Source organism: Streptomyces sp. NPDC046862 (genome assembly GCF_040704615.1).
Lineage (GTDB): Bacteria > Actinomycetota > Actinomycetes > Streptomycetales > Streptomycetaceae > Streptomyces.
The window spans coordinates 102,202-119,346 of record NZ_JBEYXP010000023.1 but is presented as its reverse complement, the minus strand read 5'-3'; the positions used below and the strand labels follow the sequence as shown (position 1 = coordinate 119,346).

The following is a 17,145-nucleotide window of genomic DNA, read 5'->3' as shown; positions in this document are numbered from 1 at the left end:
CGCCCCCGGACTACGTGGAACCATGCCGTCCTTCCAGGTGGCTTTGAGCGGCCGTCGGTGTCTCCTGAAGAGGGAAGTGGCAGGCCGCCGTGTGCGGCAGCGCCCCGCGCGGGTGGACGGGGACCGCTTCGGCGCACACGTCCTCCGCACGCCAGCAGCGGGTCCGGAACCGGCACCCGGACGGTGGGTCGGCCGGCGAGGGGATCTCGCCCCTGAGCACAATGCGCTCCTTCTTCGCCTCGACCCGGGCGGTCACCGAGGGGGCCGCCGAGAGAAGCGCCGCCGTGTACGGGTGGTTCGGCCGGTCGAAAACCTCCTCCGCCGGGCCCGACTCGGCGATCCTGCCGAGGTACATCACCGAGACGCGGTCGGCCACGTGCCGTACCACGGACAGGTCGTGCGAGATGAACACGTACGACAGTCCCAGCTCGTCCCGCAGGTCGCCCAGCAGATTGAGCACCTGAGCCTGCACGGACAGATCCAGCGCGGAGACGGGCTCGTCGCACACGATGACATCCGGCTCCAGCGCCAGGGCGCGGGCGATCCCGATGCGTTGCCGCTGTCCACCCGAGAACTCCTGCGGATAGCGGCGCGCGTCGGAGGCGCGCAGCCCGACCATCTCCAGCAACTCGGCCACACGCGCGGCCCGCTTCGGGGCAGGTACGAGCCCGCGGTGGGTCAGCCAGGGCTCGCTGATCAGATCCGTCGCACACATCCGGGGGTTGAGCGAACCGAACGGGTCCTGGAAGACCATCTGCACCTTGCGACGCCAGGCGAGCAGCTTCGCACCCGACAAGGTGAACGGGTCCACGCCCTCGAAACGCACGGCCCCCTCGTCGGGACGCTCCAGCATCAGCAGGATCCTGGCCAGCGTGGACTTGCCGCACCCGGACTCGCCGACCAGGCCGAGCGTCTCCCCGCGTCCCAGACGCAGGTCCACACCGTCGACCGCGCGCAGCCTGGTGCTGCCCTTCGCGGTGCGCGGTACCGCGAAGCTCTTGACCAGGCCCGTGGCCTCCAGCAGCGTCCCGGGCTCAGGCATCGGCCAGTTCCTTCCCGAAGTGACAGGCGGCGGCGCGGTCGGCTCCTGTTCCGGCCTGCGTCGGCCGGTGAGTGGAGCACACCTCGCGAGCCATCGGACAGCGCGAACGGAAGGCACATCCGGTGGGCACGGAGCGCGGGTCGGGAGGCGAACCGGGAATCGAGTCCAGGCGGGAGCCCTTGTGCTGTTCGGCCGGCACGGACTCCAACAGGCCGCGTGTGTACGGGTGGTGGGGTTTGCCGAAGACGTCGGCCACCGGCCCGGTCTCGACGACCGTACCCGCGTACATCACGGCGACCCGGTCCGCGTGCTCGGCGACCAGCCCGAGGTCGTGGGTGATGAGGACCAGAGCCATGCGCTGCTCGCTCCGCAGTTCGGCGAGGAGGTCCATGATCTGGGCCTGCACCGTCACGTCGAGCGCCGTCGTGGGTTCGTCGGCGAGCAGCACCTTCGGCCGCAGCGCGACCGCCATCGCGATCAGCAGCCGCTGCCGCATGCCTCCGGAGAACTGGTGAGGGTACGCGCTCACGCGGGAGCGCGCCTCGGGAATGCCGACACGCTCCATCAGCTCGACGGCCTTCTCCCGCGCTGCACGCCGGGACAGCCTCTCGTGGATACGGAACGGTTCCGACAGCTGTGCCCCGACCGTGAGGACCGGGTTGAGCGCGCTGAGCGCGTCCTGGAAGACGATGCTCAGGCCGGGCCCCGCGAGTCTGCGCCTGGCCCTGGGCCCGAGCGCCAGCACGTCGTCGCCGTCCAACCGCGCCTGTCCGCCGACGACTTCGGCGGCCGGATCGAGCAGACCGGCGACGGCGTGAGCGGTCATGCTCTTCCCGCATCCGGACTCGCCCAACAGGGCCAGCGTCTCGCCCGAGCGCACGGCGAAACTCACGCCGCGTACGACAGGGACGGGTCCCGCGGCGGTACTGACGTCGACGGAAAGGCCGTCGACGACCAGGGTGTCCGTCCGCACGCCAGGGTCGCCGGACGGCGCCGGGGAGACGCCCGCGGGTCGTTGGAGCGTGGCCCTTGTCGGGGTGGGGGCCGCGGCCGCGGTCGGGGGCGGGGTCGGCTTGGCACCGGTGCTCGGCTTGGCGAGGGCCGGGTGGGCTGTGGTCTCTCGCTCGGCCGGGGGCGGTTCAGCTGCGGGTGGCTGGGTTCCGGCTGCCTTCGCGGTGGCGGTGGCGGTGGCGGTGGCGGTCGCTGCCGCGGGCGGGGTCGGCTCGGCCGCGGTTCCCGCCTCGGCCGAAGGTGGTTGGGCCGCGGTTTCCCCCTCGGCCGTGGTCGTCGGGCCGGGGCGGGTGGCGCCGTCCCCGGTCGTCGGACGAGGACGGCGTGACGGCCGCCCGCTCCGCCGCAGACCGTGCCGCCATCGCTGCCCCGGGTCGGTCGACAGCCGGGCCCAGGCGGCGAGGATCGTCGCCGCCACCGTCGTGATGACGATGGCGAGCCCGGGGAAGACCGCGATCCACCACGCGCTCTGCAACTCCTGCCGCCCCTGAGCCACCATCAGCCCCCAGCTCACATCGGGCGGCTGGATACCTATCCCCAGGAAGCTCAACGACGACTCTGTGAGCATCACGAAGCAGAAGTCGAGGGCTGCGACGGTGAGCAGGGTCGGCAGGACCGTCGGAGCGACATGGCGCCGGATGCTCGCCCAGCCGCCGGTGCCGAAGGTGCGGGCCGCGTCCATGAACAGCCGGCTGCGCAACTCGGCGGATTCCGCCCGCGCGGTGCGCAGGTACACCGGGATCCGGGCGACGGCGAGGACCGCGACGATGCCGACGGCGCTCGGCGAGAAGACGTACAGCACGACCACGGCCAGCAGGAGGGACGGGAAGCTGAGGATCACGTCGGCGATCCGCAGCGACACGTTCTCGCGCCAACCGCCGTGATAGCCCGCCCACATGCCCCAGACCGAGCCGACGGCGAGTGAGCACAGCACGGCGGGCACCGCCACGGACAGGGTGGTACCGGCCGCAGCTATCAGCCGGGCGGCGACGGGACGGCCCAGGGAGTCGCTGCCGAGTACGAAGGCCCAGCCGTGGTCCAGGCTGAAGGGCGGCCGGCCCGGATCACGCAGGTTCTGACGCGTGGCCAGGTCACCGATGAGGTAAGGGCCGAGTACGGCGCACACCGCCACGGCGAGAAGGACCAGAGCCGCCGCGAAGGCGAACCGGTCCCGCAGGAGCAGAGCGGGCCACCTGTGCCGGGACATGTCTTTCTCGGGCATGTCACTTCCTTGACTCATGCCGCCGCCCGCTGCCGCACACGCGGGTCGAGGAGCGCGTGGCTGACGTCCACGAGGATGTTGAGCGCGAAGATCACGAGAGCGGTCAGCAGCACAGCGGCCTGGAGCACCGCGAAGTCCCGCTGCAGCACCGAGTCGATCATGAGCTTGCCGATGCCGGGCCAGCCGAAGATGGTCTCGACGACGACGGCCCCGTTCACCAGCCCGACGGCCAGGTCCCCCGCGACGGTGAGCGCGGGCGCGGCCGCGTTGCGCAGGGCGTGCCCGAAGACCACCCGTGACTCGCGGGCACCCTTGGCCCGCGCCACCTTGACGTAGGGGGCGGACAGCGCCGAGACCATGGCTCCGCGCACGACCTGGACCAGCACTCCGAACGGGCGGATCAGGAGCGTGGCCACGGGCAGGACCCAGGCCGACGCGCCGCTCGTGCCGGAGGTGGGAAGCCAGCCCAATGTCACCGCGAAGACCAGCACGCCCATGATGGCGAACCAGAAGTCGGGGACGCTGGCGGCCGTCGAGGACAGGAAGCTCGCGACCCGGTCGGTCACCGAGTTGGGACGGTACGCGGCCAGGCTGCCGATCACCACGGCACCCACGATGGCGAGCAGCATCGTCCACCCCGCCAGCTGGAGCGTGGCGGGGAAGGCCCGCAGCACCGCCTCACCGGCCGGCTGGGCGGTGCGCAGCGACTCGCCGAAGTCGAGGTTGGCGACCTGGGCGAGATAGTCACCGAACTGGGTGACCAGCGGCTCGTCGAAGCCGTTGCGGGCGGCGAACTCGGCCCTCATCTCGGGTGTCGCGCTGAGCGGAAGGTACAGATTGGCGGGATCTCCGGTGAGGCGGGCGAGGAAGAACACCCCGAGGACCACCACGAGCAGGGGGATGACGCTGGAGACCGCGCGACGGCGCAGCATGGTGAACATCGGTCCGCTCCTCCCTCAGTCCGCGCGTCGCATGTCGGCGAGCCGCATCTCGTCATTGGTGGCCGAGTCCGGCCGGTAACGGACGTTCGGGGAGAGGGCCAGGATGCCGGTCATGTTGGCCATCACGGCGTCCCGTACGACCTCGTCGTTCTGCTCGGCGAACGCGTCCGCGAACGCCTTCTGCCGCTCGTCGCCCGAGGCCAGCTGCGCCTTCGTGATCGACGCGTCGAGCCCGCGGGTGCCGTAGCTGCTCTGGGCGCCCTTGCTGCCGTAGATCTGTCCCATGGTGAACGCGGCGTCCCCGGCCTGGTTGCCGTGCTGCGCCTGGAGGAGGGTGGGGCCCGTGCCCCGGGGGAAGGGGCGCAGCAGGTACTCCAGCCAGGCGTTGACGTCGAGCATCTTGATCCTGACGTTCAGCCCGGCCTTCAGCAGGCCGTCCTGCACCACCTCCATCGCCTCGGCGGCCTTCGGGTAGATGCCGTTGCGGCCGATGATGGTGATGGTGGTGTCGGTCGGGACGCCGTCGGCGCGGGCCTCGGCGACCAGCTTCCTGGCGCGTTCGGGGTCGTACGGCCACGGCCGGACGCGCGGGTTGTACCCGGTGACGCCCTTCGACACGAGCTGCCCGCTCGGCCGGCCCGCGAAGACGGCCGTGACCAGGCCTTCCCGGTCGATGGCGTAGTTGATGGCGCGGCGGATCCGGATGTCGTCGAGGGGCGCCTTGGTGGCGTCGATCCGGAGGTAGGAGACCTCGTTGGTGGTGTACTCGACCGCCCGGTCACCCGCCCCGTCCTCGGGCGCGAGCCCGATCGCGACGTCCGCCTCGTTGTTGGTGACCATGGCCGCGCGCACGCTGCCCTCCGCCCGCCACACGTACTTGGCGGCGGCGAAGTCGGGGGCCTCGCCCCAGTACCCGGGGAAACGCTTCAGCCGCAGGAAGCGGCCCTGGCTCCACTCGCCGATCCGGTACGGCCCGGTACCGATCGGCTTGCGCACCCGGGCCGCTGGGTCCGTGCTCGTCGGCACGATCTCGACGAAGGACAGGCGCAGGGGGAGGATCGGGTCCGGTTTCCGCGTGGAGACCTCAAGCGTTTTGTCATCCACGGTAGTTGCCGTGACTTCGGTGTCCGCGAAGATGTATCCGTCGACGTTGCACTCGATGTCGGAGTCCGTGGCGCGCTTGATGGAGAACGCGGCGTCCTCGGCCGTGAACGGCGAACCGTCATGGAACGTGACGCCCTCGCGAAGTGTGAACGTCCATGAAGTGGCCGATGTACGCGTCCACTTGGTGGCCAGCGCCTGTTCCAGCTCTCCCGTGACCGGATCGCGCTCGGTCAGGGCCTCCGTGATGTTGGCGCGCGTCACCCGGCCGGTGGCGGTGAGCGAGGCGTCACAGGGTTCAAGAGTCGGTGGTTCCTCGGGCAGGACGATCCGCAAGGTGCCCGGTCCCTCACCTATGGGGTCGGCGCCGGCGACCGAGCAGCCGGAGACCGCGAGAAGAACGACCACGGACGTGAACGCGCCCGCCGCTCGCCCCCGGCGGCGGACGAACGAACGAGTGCGTACTAAACCTGAACCTGAACCCGTCACCGCCACCGCCACTGTGCCTCCGCGCTGTTCGAGGTACGAGCCGGACCAAGGGCAAAAGTCCACAAGGGAAAACAGCGTTTAGATATGTGGACGCAGACAGTTTCAAGTCAGCGACGTGAACGCGTCAAGATGCGCGCAGCAGAACCTGCGTGTTCGTTGTGGCGCGCGTGGGGTCCCTTACCGGCCTGACCCCTTTCCGGCGTGCGCGGTGAGGACCATGTACGGCGCGACGCGGGTCTCGGCGGGCCCTTGTGCGCTGCTCTCGTCGCCGTGCGGCATGAGCGGCAGGTCGAGGTCCGGCGAGGTGAAGCCGGCCTCTGTGAGGAGTGCTTCGTAGTGCGTGAGGGAGCGGTAGTGGCAGGCTGTGGTGACGGTCGTTCCGCTCAGCCTCCGCAGTGTGGTGGGGACGGTGTCCCCGTCGGCGTAGTCGGCTCCCGGCTCGCCGTAGCGAAGAGTGGAGAAGGCCTCGCCGGTCGCCTGCGGATTCAGGTCGGCGAGGACGAACGGCGCGCCGGGGCGCAGTACGCGGTGGATCTCGCGGGTCAGATCCGCGAGTCTGTGGTCGTCCGGGTCGGTGCAGTAGACCAGGCAGCAGACGACCGCGTCGACGGCGTCGTCCGCGATCCAGTGCAGGGACCTGCCGTCGAACAGCCGGTAGTCGACCAGAGGATGGGGCCGGTCGGCGCGGGCGATCTCCAGCATGGAGGAGGAGGGGTCGATTCCCTGCACGGTGCAGCCGCGGACTTCGGCCAGGTGTGCGGCGAGGGCCCCGGTTCCGCAGCCGACGTCGAGGACGACCTGGCCGGTGGCGTCCGCCGGGCCGAGGCGCCGCAGCACTGCCGGGAAGATCAGCTCACGGGCGAGCCTCATGTCGCGGTCCCGGTAGGCGTCGGCCGCCTGCGCGGTGTCCCAGGGCAGGGGCGGGTGGGATTCGCTCATGGGAGGGCCTTTCGGGTGGTGGGTGACGTCGTGGCCCACGCCCCGGCCCTGCGATGCCCTCGGCCGGAGCGGTGAGCCTGCCGGTGCCCTCCCCCTCCTCGATCACGGACAAACTCGATCATTTCGGCAAAATCCGTGTCCTTGTTCGGTGTTGGGAGGGGTTCATGGCGGTGACTCCCAGGTGGCCTCGATCATGGTGGGTGCCCTCCAGGGCGAGGTCATCGGCACAGGTACTGTCGTCGCAGACGTGGAGGTCGCCAAGGTGCCGGACCTCGCGGAGCACGGAACGACAGCTGTCGCCGGCGGCATGGGCGGGAGGAATCGCCCTCGCTGTCGCAATTGAGGGGATTTGACCATGCCTGTGGCCCGCCGCCCCACGCTCAGTGATGTGGCGCAGGAGGTCGGCGTCAGCGCCAAGACCGTGTCGCGCGTGCTCAACGACGACGGTCCGGTCTCCACCGAGACCCGTGAGCGGGTGATGGAGGCCGTACAGCGGCTCGGCTTCCGGCCCAACCTGATGGCGCGACACATGCGGCTCGGCAAGAGTGACAGTGCCATCGGGCTGGTCGTGCCGGACATGAGCAACCCGTTCTTCGCCACGGTGGTGAGCGGGATCGAGTCGGTGACCCACGGCCGGGGCCTCACCCTGCTCATCGGTTCGTCCGCGCAGGACGCCGAGCGCGAACGCTCGCTGGTCGGCACGTTCCTGGCCCGCCGGGTCGGTGCCCTGCTCATGGCGCCGACCCCGAGCGCCGACCACGGCTATCTCAAGGCCGAACGCTCCGCCGGGCTGCCCGTGGTCTTCCTCGACCGCCCAGGAACCGGACTGACCGCGGACAGCGTGCTCAGCTCCAACCGCGGGGGAGCGCGGGAGGGTGTCGCGCACCTGATCCGGCACGGCCACCGCAGGATCGGCTTCATCGGCGACACGCCCGCAGCCCTCTACACCCGCCGGATGCGCTTGCGGGGCTACCGTGACGCCCTCGCCGCGGCCGGACTGCCGTACGACAAGGCGCTGGTGGCGGGCGGCCACGACGCGCAGGCGGCGGCCGAGGAGACCGAGCGCCTGCTCGCCCTGACGGACCCGCCCACCGCGCTGCTCGCGGCGAACAACTTCGCGTCCATGGGGGCCGTCGTCGGCCTTGCCCGGGCCGGCCGCAAGGACGTCGCGCTCGTCGGCTTCGACGACATTCCGCTCGCCGGGGTCCTCGAACCCGCCCTCACCGTGGTCGCCCAGGACCCGGCGGCCATGGGCGCCGCGGCCGCGACGATCGCGCTGTCCCGACTGGACGGCGACCGCTCCCGGGCCCGCTCCGCCGAGATTCCCACCCGGCTCATTCCCCGCGGCTCCGGGGAGCTGCGGCCACGCTGAGACGGCGGCCGCGCTGAGACGGGCGCGTCGAGGCAGCGTTCCCGCGGCGCTTCGTATAGGCGAAGCCTATGCGGGGCATCGGTTTTTGGTCGTGGACCTCGCCATCCGTGACTCGCTTCACTGAGCCGGTGAGTGGTGCGACGACCGGCCGGGATCCGGTGTCGTACGGGTCTTCAAGGCCGGAGGTTGCAATGACGCATGCCCCGAAGCAAGCCGCAGGCGACAGCGCGGTGCGGAAGAAGCCGTGGTACCGGCAGCTGTACGTGCAGGTGCTGGTGGCGATCGTCATCGGGATCGTGCTCGGGTGGCGGTGGCCGGATCTGGCCACGTCGATGGAGCCGATCGGCACCACGTTCATCACCGCGATGAAGATGCTCATCGGGCCGATCGTGTTCCTGACCATCATCGGCGGCGTGGCCGGAGTGGCGGACCTGAAGAAGGTGGGCCGCACCGGGATCAAGGCGCTGACGTACTTCCAGCTGGGCACCATCGTCGCCCTGGCCGCGGGGCTCGTCGCGATCAACGTCTTCCGGCTCGGTGACGGCGTGCACGCCGATCCCTCGCGACTGGACGTCTCGGGTGACGCCGGTCAGTACATCAGGACGGGGGAGCACCAGCACTGGTGGGAGTTCCTCACCGGCATCGTGCCCAACAGTGTCTTCGGCGCGTTCGTCGAGGGCGACATCCTGCAGGTGATCTTCCTCGCGGTGATCTTCGGAGTCGCGCTGAAGTCCGTCGGCAAGGCGGGCGAACCGATCATCGCCGGCGTCAACCGCCTGACCGAAGTGGTGTTCAAGGTGCTTTCCTTCGTGATGAAGGTGGCTCCGCTGGGTGCCTTCGGGGCGATGTCCTACGCCATCGGGAAGTTCGGCCTGTCGACGCTGACCAGCCTCGGCTCGCTGATCCTGCTCTTCTACGTCACCTCTGTCCTGTTCGTGGTGGTCGTGCTCGGAACGGTGCTCGCGGCGTTCGTGCGGCTGAACATCTTCCAGCTCCTGCGCTACTTCAAGGAGGAGTTCGTCCTGATCCTCGGCACGTCGACCGCCGAGCCGGCCCTGCCGGGCCTGATGCGCAAGCTGGAGTTCATGGGCGCCGAGAAGTCCACGGTCCGCCTGGTCGTGCCGACCGGCTACAGCTTCAACCTCGACGGCGCCGCGATCTACCTCTCCCTGGCCACTCTCTACATCGCCCAGGCCACCGACACCCCGCTGTCCATCGGCCAGCAGCTCGGCCTGCTTGCGGTGATGCTGCTGACCTCCAAGGGAGCGGCCGGGGTCGCGGGCGGCGGCTTCATCGCCCTGACCGCGACGCTGTCGACCGTCGGCCACGTGCCCGCCGCCGGGATCATGCTCGTCTTCGGCATCGACAAGTTCATGTCGGAGTGCCGGGCGCTGGTCAACTTCTACGGCAACGCGGTCGCGGCCCTCTTCATCGCCCGCTGGGAGAACGGCCTCGATCTGACGCGAGCCCGCCGGGTGCTGTCCGGTGAGATACGGGAGGAAGCGGAGAAGCGGGAGGAAACGGGAAACCAGGAGGGTCAGGAGAAGCGGGAGGAAAGGGGCGAGCGAGTCGACGTACCCGCCGCCCGTGCGGACGAGGTCGCTCTGCCGTCCGCGCGACCGGCCGAGGAGAACCGGGCGGTCCCCGTCAAGCCGTAGAACGATAAGGAACGATTGAGAACGATAGGGTCCGCCTGGTGGACGCCCGGCAGCTCGAATACTTCCTCGCCATCGTGGAGCACGGCGGATTCAGCAAGGCCGCCGCCGCGCTCCACGTGGCGCAGCCGTCGCTCTCGCAGGCCATGGCGAACCTGGAAGCGGATCTGGGCGTCTCGCTGTTCCACCGTATGGGCCGCGGGGTGGTGCTCAGCGAGGCCGGCGCGGAACTCCTCGAACCGAGCCGCCGCGTGCTGCGCGACCTGGCGGCCGTACGGGACAGGGCAACCGCGCTCTCCGGGCTGCACGGCGGCACCATCGAGGTCGCCGCCATGCCCTCACCCGGCATCGAGCCGCTGACCACGCTGATCCAGCGCTTCAACGAACTGCACCCGTCCGTCACCGTCAGCAGCCGGGCCGCCTTCACACCCGATGACGCGGTGGAGCTCGTCCGCAGTGGCGCCTGCGAGCTGGGGCTGCTCGGCGCGGCCAGCCCGGTCGCGGTGCCCGGCATCGACGTGCTGCCCCTGGAGGAGCAGCCGTTCGTCGTCGTGGCCCCGCCCGGCGGCGACCTCGTGGACGGCGCCACGTTGCGCCCGGAGGACCTCGGCGGGCACAAGCTGATCGCCTCCCGGCCGGGCAGTCTGATGCGCACCATCGTGGACGACATCACCGCGCAGACCACCGGCACCGACATCGTCGCCGTCGTCGACCACCGCACCTCCATCCTTCCCCTCGTGCTGAGCGGCGTCGGCCTCGCCGTCCTGCCCGCCTCCTGGACGCGGCTCGCCCGGCGCTGCGGTGCCGCCGTGGCATCCATCGAGCCCACGGCCCACCTCCATGTCGCCATGATCAGTCTGCCCGCCCACCTCACTCCGGGCGCCCGCGCGTTCCTGGAACTGACCCGGTCGTACGCCCGACGCAAAGGCTCGCCGTAGCCGTAGCCGTAGCCGTAGCCGTAGCAGTCGCATCGATCGGCTCCGCCTATACGCCGTATCGAAAGCTGGTCTTGGACGGGACACCGGCCCGCTGGGTTGACTCGGAGGCGTCGAACACGACGTCGGAGAAGACGCCGGAGAACGCCCCCGGAGGCCCCTGTGACCGCAACCCGCACCTTCCGTATCGCAGCCATCCCCGCCGACGGCGTCGGCGCCGAGGTCGTCGCCGCGGGCCGCGCCGTACTGGACGCGCTGGCCGCCGACTCGCACGGGGCCTTCGCCTTCGACTGGCAGGAGTTCCCCTGGGGCTGCGAGTTCTACGAGCGGACCGGCAGGATGATGGACGACGACGGCCTGGAGCAGCTCAAGGACTTCGACGCCATCTACTTCGGCGCCGTCGGCTGGCCGAACGTCCCCGACCACATCAGCCTGTGGGGCCTGCGGCTGAGGATCTGCCAGAGCTTCGACCAGTGGGCCAACGTCCGCCCCGTGCACTTCCTGCCCGGTGTCACCAGCCCGCTGCGCAAGGCCGACGACACCGAACTGGACTGGGTCGTCGTCCGCGAGAACAGCGAGGGCGAGTACGCGGGTCTCGGCGGCCGCAACCTCTCCGGCCGCGGACAGGGCGGCGAGATCGCCGTGCAGTCGGCCCTGTTCACCGAGGTGGGCTGCGAGCGCATCATGCGCTTCGCCTTCGACCTGGCCCGTACGCGCACGCGCCGCAAGGTCTCGTCCGTCACCAAGAGCAACGCGCAGCAGTACGGCATGGTCCTGTGGGACGACGTCTTCAAGCGGGTCGCCGCCGACTACCCGGACGTGGAGACGGAGAGCGTGCTGGTCGACGCGATGTCCGCGAAGTTCGTCCTGCGCCCCGAGGACCTCTCCGTCGTCGTCGCCTCCAACCTCAACGCCGACATCCTCTCCGACCTCGGCAGCGCCCTCGCCGGCAGCCTCGGCCTCGCCGCCAGCGCGAACCTCAACCCCGAACGCCGGTTCCCCAGCATGTTCGAGCCGGTCCACGGCTCCGCCCCGGACATCGCGGGCCAGGGACTCGCCAACCCCGTCGGCGCCGTCGGCAGCGCCGCCCTGATGCTGGAGCACTTCGGCCTCCCCGACCAGGCGGCCCGCCTGCACAAGGCGATCGAGGCCACCACGGGCGCCGGCATCCTCACCCGCGACGTCGGCGGTACCGCCACCACCGAGGATGTCACCAAGGCCCTCATCGACGCGCTCCAGGTCTGACCGTCGAGGAGGTCACCCCCCCCGGACGTCCCTGCCTGTTCCCATGTCGCGCCGACGGGCCGGGACGGGCCGCCCACCGAGACGGGCGGCCACCCTCCGTGCCGGGCCCACGAGCCACTGTCGCTCCGGGCCCGGCACGCTGTGCTGGAGCGGTCCTTCACCTCCCGCGGAGCTCGGACCGCAACGCCGTAACGCCGCGGCGTCGCAACGTCGCGGCGAACTCGGCGCGATGAGCGGCCGTGTGGTCGTGCTCCCGCTCGGACCAGGCGACTCGGGCGGCGATCTCGTCATCGCCGACTCCGTGCGGCCGGGGCCCGTGAAGGTGTCCCCGCCACCAGAGGGCGTTACGGACCTGACGGTCAAGCATCGCGTCGATCAGGCGGACGCGGTCCTGCGGAGCGAGACCGTAGGAGTCGGCGAGCAGCCGTACCTGAGCGGCCTGAACACCGACGGGCCCTCTGTCGGGCCGTGAGGAAACGCACCAGGTCCAGGCCATGTAGCCGAGGTCCTCCAGAGGGTCACCGGGCGCCGCGGTGTCGAAGTCGATGAACGCGACGGGCCGGTCGTCGTGGAAGACGACGTTGTTGGGGCCCGGGTCGTGGTGGCAGACGACAGGATGCGTGCCGGTCAGGCCGCTGGTGCGGGTGGCTTCATGCAGCTCCCGCAGCAGGCCGCCGGCCGCGGCGATCTGCGGATCGGCCCAGCGACGGAACCTGGCGGGCACCCACCCGGGGATGTAGCTGAGAACATCGCGGCCCTCCTCGTCGGTGCCCAGGTGGCGCGGGGAGCCCGCGAACCCGCGCTGTTCGAGGTGGGCGAGAAGGGCCGAGACGAAGGGGGAGGCCGCTGTTGACGGCCGGCGTACGGTGTCCGCGACCCGGACCACCCCTTCCGTGACGCGCCCTCCGGTCAGGGGCACTTCCTGGGGGCCGTTGGGCACGAACTCCTCCTGGGCCGCGGACAAGTGGTCATGATGTTCCTACACCTCGACCAGCTGCTCGAAGAAGAACTCGTGCTTGAGGAACGACACGTCGTACTCGTGGCCGGGGGAGGGCGGCAGCAGTTGGGACGCCTGGATGAGGCGCCAGCCGTCGAGGAGGGCGTCCAGGCCGGTCGCGTAGGGCGGCTCGTCGCTGTCGCCCGCCGTGGGATTGGTGCGGCCGGTGCCGTCGTACCGGGACCAGCCCACCACCTTGCTGTCGAGAGCGGAGGTCGCCAGATAGAGGACGAGCACGCGCTGACGTGTGGTCATGAGGTTTCGTCTCCGGAGCGGTCGGCGGCGACAGCGGTCGGCTGGTTGGTCACGCGGGTCACCCAGTGGTCGAGGTCGAAGTCGTCGGCGCCGGTCAACTGGCGCCAGAGCAACGCCCGGTTGTAGATCTCCAGCCGCCCGGTGGCCTGTTCGTACCAGGGAAAGGTGCGGGTGAGTTCCTCACGTACCTCGGGCGAGTGCAGGTCGGAGGTGTCCCAGAGGAGCCGCTGGCGCACGGTCGGGTTGAAGCGGATCTTGAACATGTAGCGCACGGTGTCGCTGTCGTTGCGCCTGCCGCCGTGCCAGAGTCCGTGGTGCACGAACACCACCGTGCCGGCCGGGCAGACGAGACGGCTCTGGCCCAGCAGGTTCTGGTAGCGCCCGGTGTCGGTCTCGTTCGTGCGGCGCAGATGGCTGCCGGGCACGCTCAACGTGCCGCCCATCTCCAGGGTCACGTCCTGCGGGTAGTACATGAGCTGTACGTCGAAGGCCTGGGCGCGCACGTCGATGATCGCGTCCCCGTGCAGCGGCTGGGCGCTGCCCTCCTTCGCCCCGCGGATGTGGACGGCGTGGTGGTCGACGCGCGGGTCCGGTCCGACGAGGCTGTGCAGAGCGCCTGCCACCTCGGGGATCCGGAGGAGTCGGCGGGGGAAGGAGTCCGCCGGGTAGGCCTCGGGCACAGGGATCCCGTACGGGACGCCCGGCACTCCGGCGGCAAGGAAGGGAAGCGCCTCCTCGTTCATCTCCTGGGGGACGATTCCGTCCAGGCGCAGTGAACCAAAGGCTGCGAAGCGTGCCATCTGCTGGGAACTCAGCAGTGGTGGGCTGCTGTTCGTCATGACCTCGACGGTAGGTGGCGACGCCGGAGCGGCGCGTGGGCACGGTTCACCACTGCTGGTGGTTTCTCACCACAGCCTCCCACGGTCCGCGAGCCGTGGGGCCCGGCGTCGGCCGGAAGGAAGACCCCACGGAACCCACGGACCGCGCGGCCGCCTCGTCAGGCGGTCAGACCGCCCGTACAGGCGGCGCCCGGCTCGGGCGTCTGCGCTCCTTGGACGTACTTGGACAGGAACTGCTCGACACGGGAGTCGGACGCCTTGGACACGCTGAGCTGTATGCCCCAGGCCGACAGCATGATGGGACCGGACTGGTCCTTGTCCGGGCTCATCAGCGTGTACGGGGTCCGGGAGACCTTGTCGCCCAGCGTCTTGATGTCGGCCTCGGCGGCCTTGTCGTTGTACGTGATCCACACCGCGCCGTGTTCGAGGGAGTGGACGGCGTTCTCCTTGCCGATGGCCTTGGTGTAGACGGTGCCGTCGCAGGTCATCCACGCCTGGTTGTGGTCGCCGCCGACGGGCGGGTTCATCGGGTAGTCGACGGCGCCCTGGACGTGGTTCTGGGTGAGCTTCTTCTTCTCCCACGTCTTCTCGCCGCGCACCGGCTTCTTCGCCTCGGCGGCCTGCTGCTCGTCCTTCTCGTTGGCGCTGGTGAGTGCGTACCCGCCCCAGCCGACCAGTCCGGCGACGATGACCGTGCTGAGGGTGATGGTGAGGACGCGGTTACGGCGCTCGCGGACCTTCTCGGCGCGGCGCATCTCCTCGATCTTGGCCCGCCGTGCAGCGGACGCCGCTTTCTTGCTGGTCTTGCTCATGGTTGTGTGTTCCTCGTCTCCGTCGGGCGGTGGCGCCGCGCGGCGGTGGGTGCGGGGGACTGGTGGAGGGACGAGCACGGCCGCCCGCACGCGCGAGCGCACGGTGCCGTGGGGGTCGTCTAGGTCCGTTGCACCTGGAGGACGTGGAGGTCGGGAGCGACGCCGCTCGGCGCGGGTTCGGCGCACCGCGAGGAGATGCCCGGCACGGGCGGGTTCGGCACGCGGGACAGGACCGCCGGCATCGGCCGGCCGGGAACGGCGAGCACGGCCCGCGCCCTGTCGGCGGCCGGGGCGCAGCAGACGTCGCCGTACGGACAGCCGACCGAATGGGCGCCCGTCGGCCCGTGGTGACGAGTCGGGAAGTCCGCCGGAACCGCGTCGACGGGCGTCGGCTCCATCGGCCCCATCGACTCCCGCGACGCGGTCGAGGCGCCGACTGGTCCGCCGGCGCCGTGGGACAGGGACACGGAGACCAGACACACGACCAGCGTGGCGAGGAGTACGAGCAGGGCGGAGCAGAGCGTCGCGATCCGCGTGGGTCTCCACGCTGCGCGGGTCGTGTGCTCGGCCTGACTCCTCATCACCGCTGATCCTATGCGGTCGTTGATGGTGCGCCCGCGGCTTCTCCGGTCACGCGATCGGGACCGCGCCGTGAGGCGCAGCGCCCTGCGGGCGGCCGTCATCGAGGCCTTCAGCAGCGCGCCGACGGCCGGTCCGCACCATGCGACGGGTGACTCGCCGGTCTCGCTCCCGGCGGTGGGTCTATCGGCGTGCGTGCCGTTCCTGGCCGTGTTCGCCGTGTTCGCCGCGTTCGCGCTCTGCTCGGCGCGTACGACGGCCGGGGCCCTCGCGGTCGCGCAGGCACTTCTGCCGGTCTGGCTCGACACCACTGAGGCGCGGACGGTCTGGGAGGGTCACTGCCGACTGCCGCCCGCGTGGCACCACGACGCCCCCGCCATGGCCGCTCTGAACCTCGCGGCGGACCTGGCCTGGCCTGGCCGCTGCGCAGCTCCTGTGAGCTATCCGCATGTCCGCCGCTGTCGCCCGGCGGCACGACGGCGGCAATCGACTGCGGGGTGGGCCGACCGTCCCGGCCGGCCCACCCCCTGCCGCGTCAGCTCTGTGACGATGCGGTGCGCCGCTTCACCAGCCACCACGCACCGCCGCCGAGGACGGCCAGTGCCACGACCGCCCCACCGACGACCAGGCCTGCGGAGCTGCCCTCGTCGTCCTCGGCGGCCTTGGCGTCGGGCTTGGAGTCCGTGGCCTCAGCGGTCGGCTCGCCGGCCGACGGGGCCGGGGCGGCCTGCTCGTTCTTCGTCGGGCCGGCGCTGGGGCCGTCCGGCTTGGCGCCGGGGGCAGCGGCCTTCAACTTCAGGGCCGGTGCGGGCTGTTCGGGCTCGTCGCCGCCGGTGGGCAGCTCGATCCAGCGGGAGACCTCGCCGTCGCTGTAGGTCTCGACGGTCTTGAACGCGATCTCCTCGGCGTCCGGGAGCTGCCGGACCTTGATCTGGTGCTCGGCGTCGACACCGGCTTTCAGGGCCGGCCCGCCGATGGTGTACCCCTCGCTGGTGGCCTTCAGTTTCCAGCCCTTGGGGGCCTCGCCGAGCGTCACGTCCGCAGGAGCGATGCCTTCGGGCAGTACCACGCGCAGTTCGGTGAAGCCCGCCGACTCGGACTCGGCCTCGGACACGAAGGTGAGAGTGACGTCCTTGGCGAGGGCCTGGGGCTTGTCGGCCTCGACCTCCGCGTGTGCGGCGGCGGGTGCGGCCAGGGCGAGCGTGGCCGTCAGAGCGGCAGCACCGGCGAGAGCGACACGACGGCCGACGCGGGCCACCGGACGCGTGGACATGGACATGGACACGGACACAGGGGGACTCCTTGCTGGTACGGGAAGAGCCGGTCCCGCGGACGCCGGGACCGTGACGAACCGAAAGGCGCTCCCGCCGTGGTGGTCCCCTGCGCACCACCACGTGTTCCAGAAGCGCCTCCCGTGCCCGCACCGCGACCTCGCGGAACGCGCCCGACCTCCGGCCGAACAGCGTCGGCAGCAGCGGATCGACGCCGACCACAGGCCGCGGCAGCACCTGGGCCAGGGCGGCAGTGACCGCCCGGGCCAGAGTGCGCAGCGTGCCGAGCGCTGCCGACATCCGTGCGTCCGCGCGGTGCAGCAGCCACGCCACGACGAGCGCGGCGACCGCGTGGACGGTCGTCATCGCCGCTCCGGCGTGATGCCAGGCATGGCCGTCTCCCGCCGCGGCAGCCGGATGCCCGGCGTGCGTCGCGTGCC

15 protein-coding genes and 1 pseudogene are annotated in these 17,145 nt (G+C 70.8%); 4 read left to right on the top strand and 12 right to left on the bottom strand.

Translation table 11 applies throughout. The annotated features are described in order from the left end of the window. Positions 1–10: 10 nt before the first annotated feature. The 6 genes and pseudogenes from AB0959_RS25500 to AB0959_RS25475 form a co-directional block, all read right to left on the bottom strand. On the bottom strand, positions 11–1,042 hold the full coding sequence (locus tag AB0959_RS25500; RefSeq protein WP_366828851.1) for an oligopeptide/dipeptide ABC transporter ATP-binding protein: 1,032 nt from the start codon (positions 1,040–1,042) through the stop codon (positions 11–13). Next, on the bottom strand, positions 1,035–2,000 hold the full coding sequence (locus AB0959_RS25495; protein WP_366828906.1) for an ABC transporter ATP-binding protein: 966 nt from the start codon (positions 1,998–2,000) through the stop codon (positions 1,035–1,037). Before AB0959_RS25495 ends, AB0959_RS25500 begins: the two co-directional genes overlap by 8 nt. A gap of 456 nt (positions 2,001–2,456) precedes the next feature. Further along, a pseudogene (locus tag AB0959_RS25490) lies at positions 2,457–3,260 on the bottom strand (ABC transporter permease); the annotation flags it as partial. 29 nt (positions 3,261–3,289) lie between these two features. Beyond that, positions 3,290–4,216 carry an ABC transporter permease gene (locus AB0959_RS25485; RefSeq protein WP_366828850.1) on the bottom strand — a complete coding sequence of 309 codons (927 nt, stop codon included), beginning with the start codon at positions 4,214–4,216 and terminating at the stop codon, positions 3,290–3,292. Positions 4,217–4,231: 15 nt separating this feature from the next. Continuing rightward, positions 4,232–5,725: an ABC transporter substrate-binding protein gene (locus AB0959_RS25480; protein ID WP_366828849.1), complete on the bottom strand. Its 1,494-nt coding sequence runs from the start codon at positions 5,723–5,725 to the stop codon at positions 4,232–4,234. A gap of 258 nt (positions 5,726–5,983) precedes the next feature. After that, complete coding sequence (locus AB0959_RS25475) at positions 5,984–6,745, bottom strand: class I SAM-dependent methyltransferase (RefSeq protein ID WP_366828848.1); 762 nt, start codon at positions 6,743–6,745, stop codon at positions 5,984–5,986. Between the two features lie 355 nt (positions 6,746–7,100). On the opposite strand from AB0959_RS25475, the gene AB0959_RS25470 reads away from it, so the two are divergent. From AB0959_RS25470 to AB0959_RS25455, 4 genes are all read left to right on the top strand, one after another. Next, the gene (locus AB0959_RS25470; RefSeq protein WP_366828847.1) at positions 7,101–8,117 is read left to right on the top strand and encodes a LacI family DNA-binding transcriptional regulator; all 1,017 of its coding nucleotides are present in this window, start codon (positions 7,101–7,103) and stop codon (positions 8,115–8,117) included. Positions 8,118–8,308: 191 nt separating this feature from the next. After that, positions 8,309–9,775: a C4-dicarboxylate transporter DctA gene (dctA, locus tag AB0959_RS25465; protein ID WP_366828846.1), complete on the top strand. Its 1,467-nt coding sequence runs from the start codon at positions 8,309–8,311 to the stop codon at positions 9,773–9,775. 38 nt (positions 9,776–9,813) lie between these two features. Next, entirely contained in the window at positions 9,814–10,710 is an 897-nt protein-coding gene (locus AB0959_RS25460) for a LysR family transcriptional regulator (RefSeq protein WP_366828845.1), read from the top strand. A gap of 159 nt (positions 10,711–10,869) precedes the next feature. Continuing rightward, positions 10,870–11,952, top strand: a complete 1,083-nt coding sequence (locus AB0959_RS25455; RefSeq protein ID WP_366828844.1) for a tartrate dehydrogenase — start codon at positions 10,870–10,872, stop codon at positions 11,950–11,952. A 157-nt stretch (positions 11,953–12,109) separates the two neighbouring features. On the opposite strand, the gene AB0959_RS25450 is transcribed toward AB0959_RS25455, so the two are convergent. The 6 genes from AB0959_RS25450 to AB0959_RS25425 form a co-directional block, all read right to left on the bottom strand. Further along, complete coding sequence (locus tag AB0959_RS25450; protein WP_366828843.1) at positions 12,110–12,916, bottom strand: phosphotransferase; 807 nt, start codon at positions 12,914–12,916, stop codon at positions 12,110–12,112. A 15-nt stretch (positions 12,917–12,931) separates the two neighbouring features. Next, positions 12,932–13,204: a hypothetical protein gene (locus tag AB0959_RS25445; protein WP_366828842.1), complete on the bottom strand. Its 273-nt coding sequence runs from the start codon at positions 13,202–13,204 to the stop codon at positions 12,932–12,934. After that, positions 13,201–14,043: a phytanoyl-CoA dioxygenase family protein gene (locus AB0959_RS25440; RefSeq protein ID WP_366828841.1), complete on the bottom strand. Its 843-nt coding sequence runs from the start codon at positions 14,041–14,043 to the stop codon at positions 13,201–13,203. The genes AB0959_RS25445 and AB0959_RS25440 overlap by 4 nt, the downstream gene beginning before the upstream one ends. A gap of 158 nt (positions 14,044–14,201) precedes the next feature. After that, entirely contained in the window at positions 14,202–14,855 is a 654-nt protein-coding gene (locus tag AB0959_RS25435) for a DUF3105 domain-containing protein (RefSeq protein WP_366828840.1), read from the bottom strand. Positions 14,856–14,974: 119 nt separating this feature from the next. After that, positions 14,975–15,742 carry a hypothetical protein gene (locus tag AB0959_RS25430; RefSeq protein ID WP_366828839.1) on the bottom strand — a complete coding sequence of 256 codons (768 nt, stop codon included), beginning with the start codon at positions 15,740–15,742 and terminating at the stop codon, positions 14,975–14,977. 227 nt (positions 15,743–15,969) lie between these two features. Beyond that, positions 15,970–16,707, bottom strand: coding sequence for a DUF1775 domain-containing protein (locus AB0959_RS25425; RefSeq protein WP_366828905.1), 738 nt, complete (start codon positions 16,705–16,707; stop codon positions 15,970–15,972). Between the last annotated feature and the right edge of the window lie 438 nt (positions 16,708–17,145).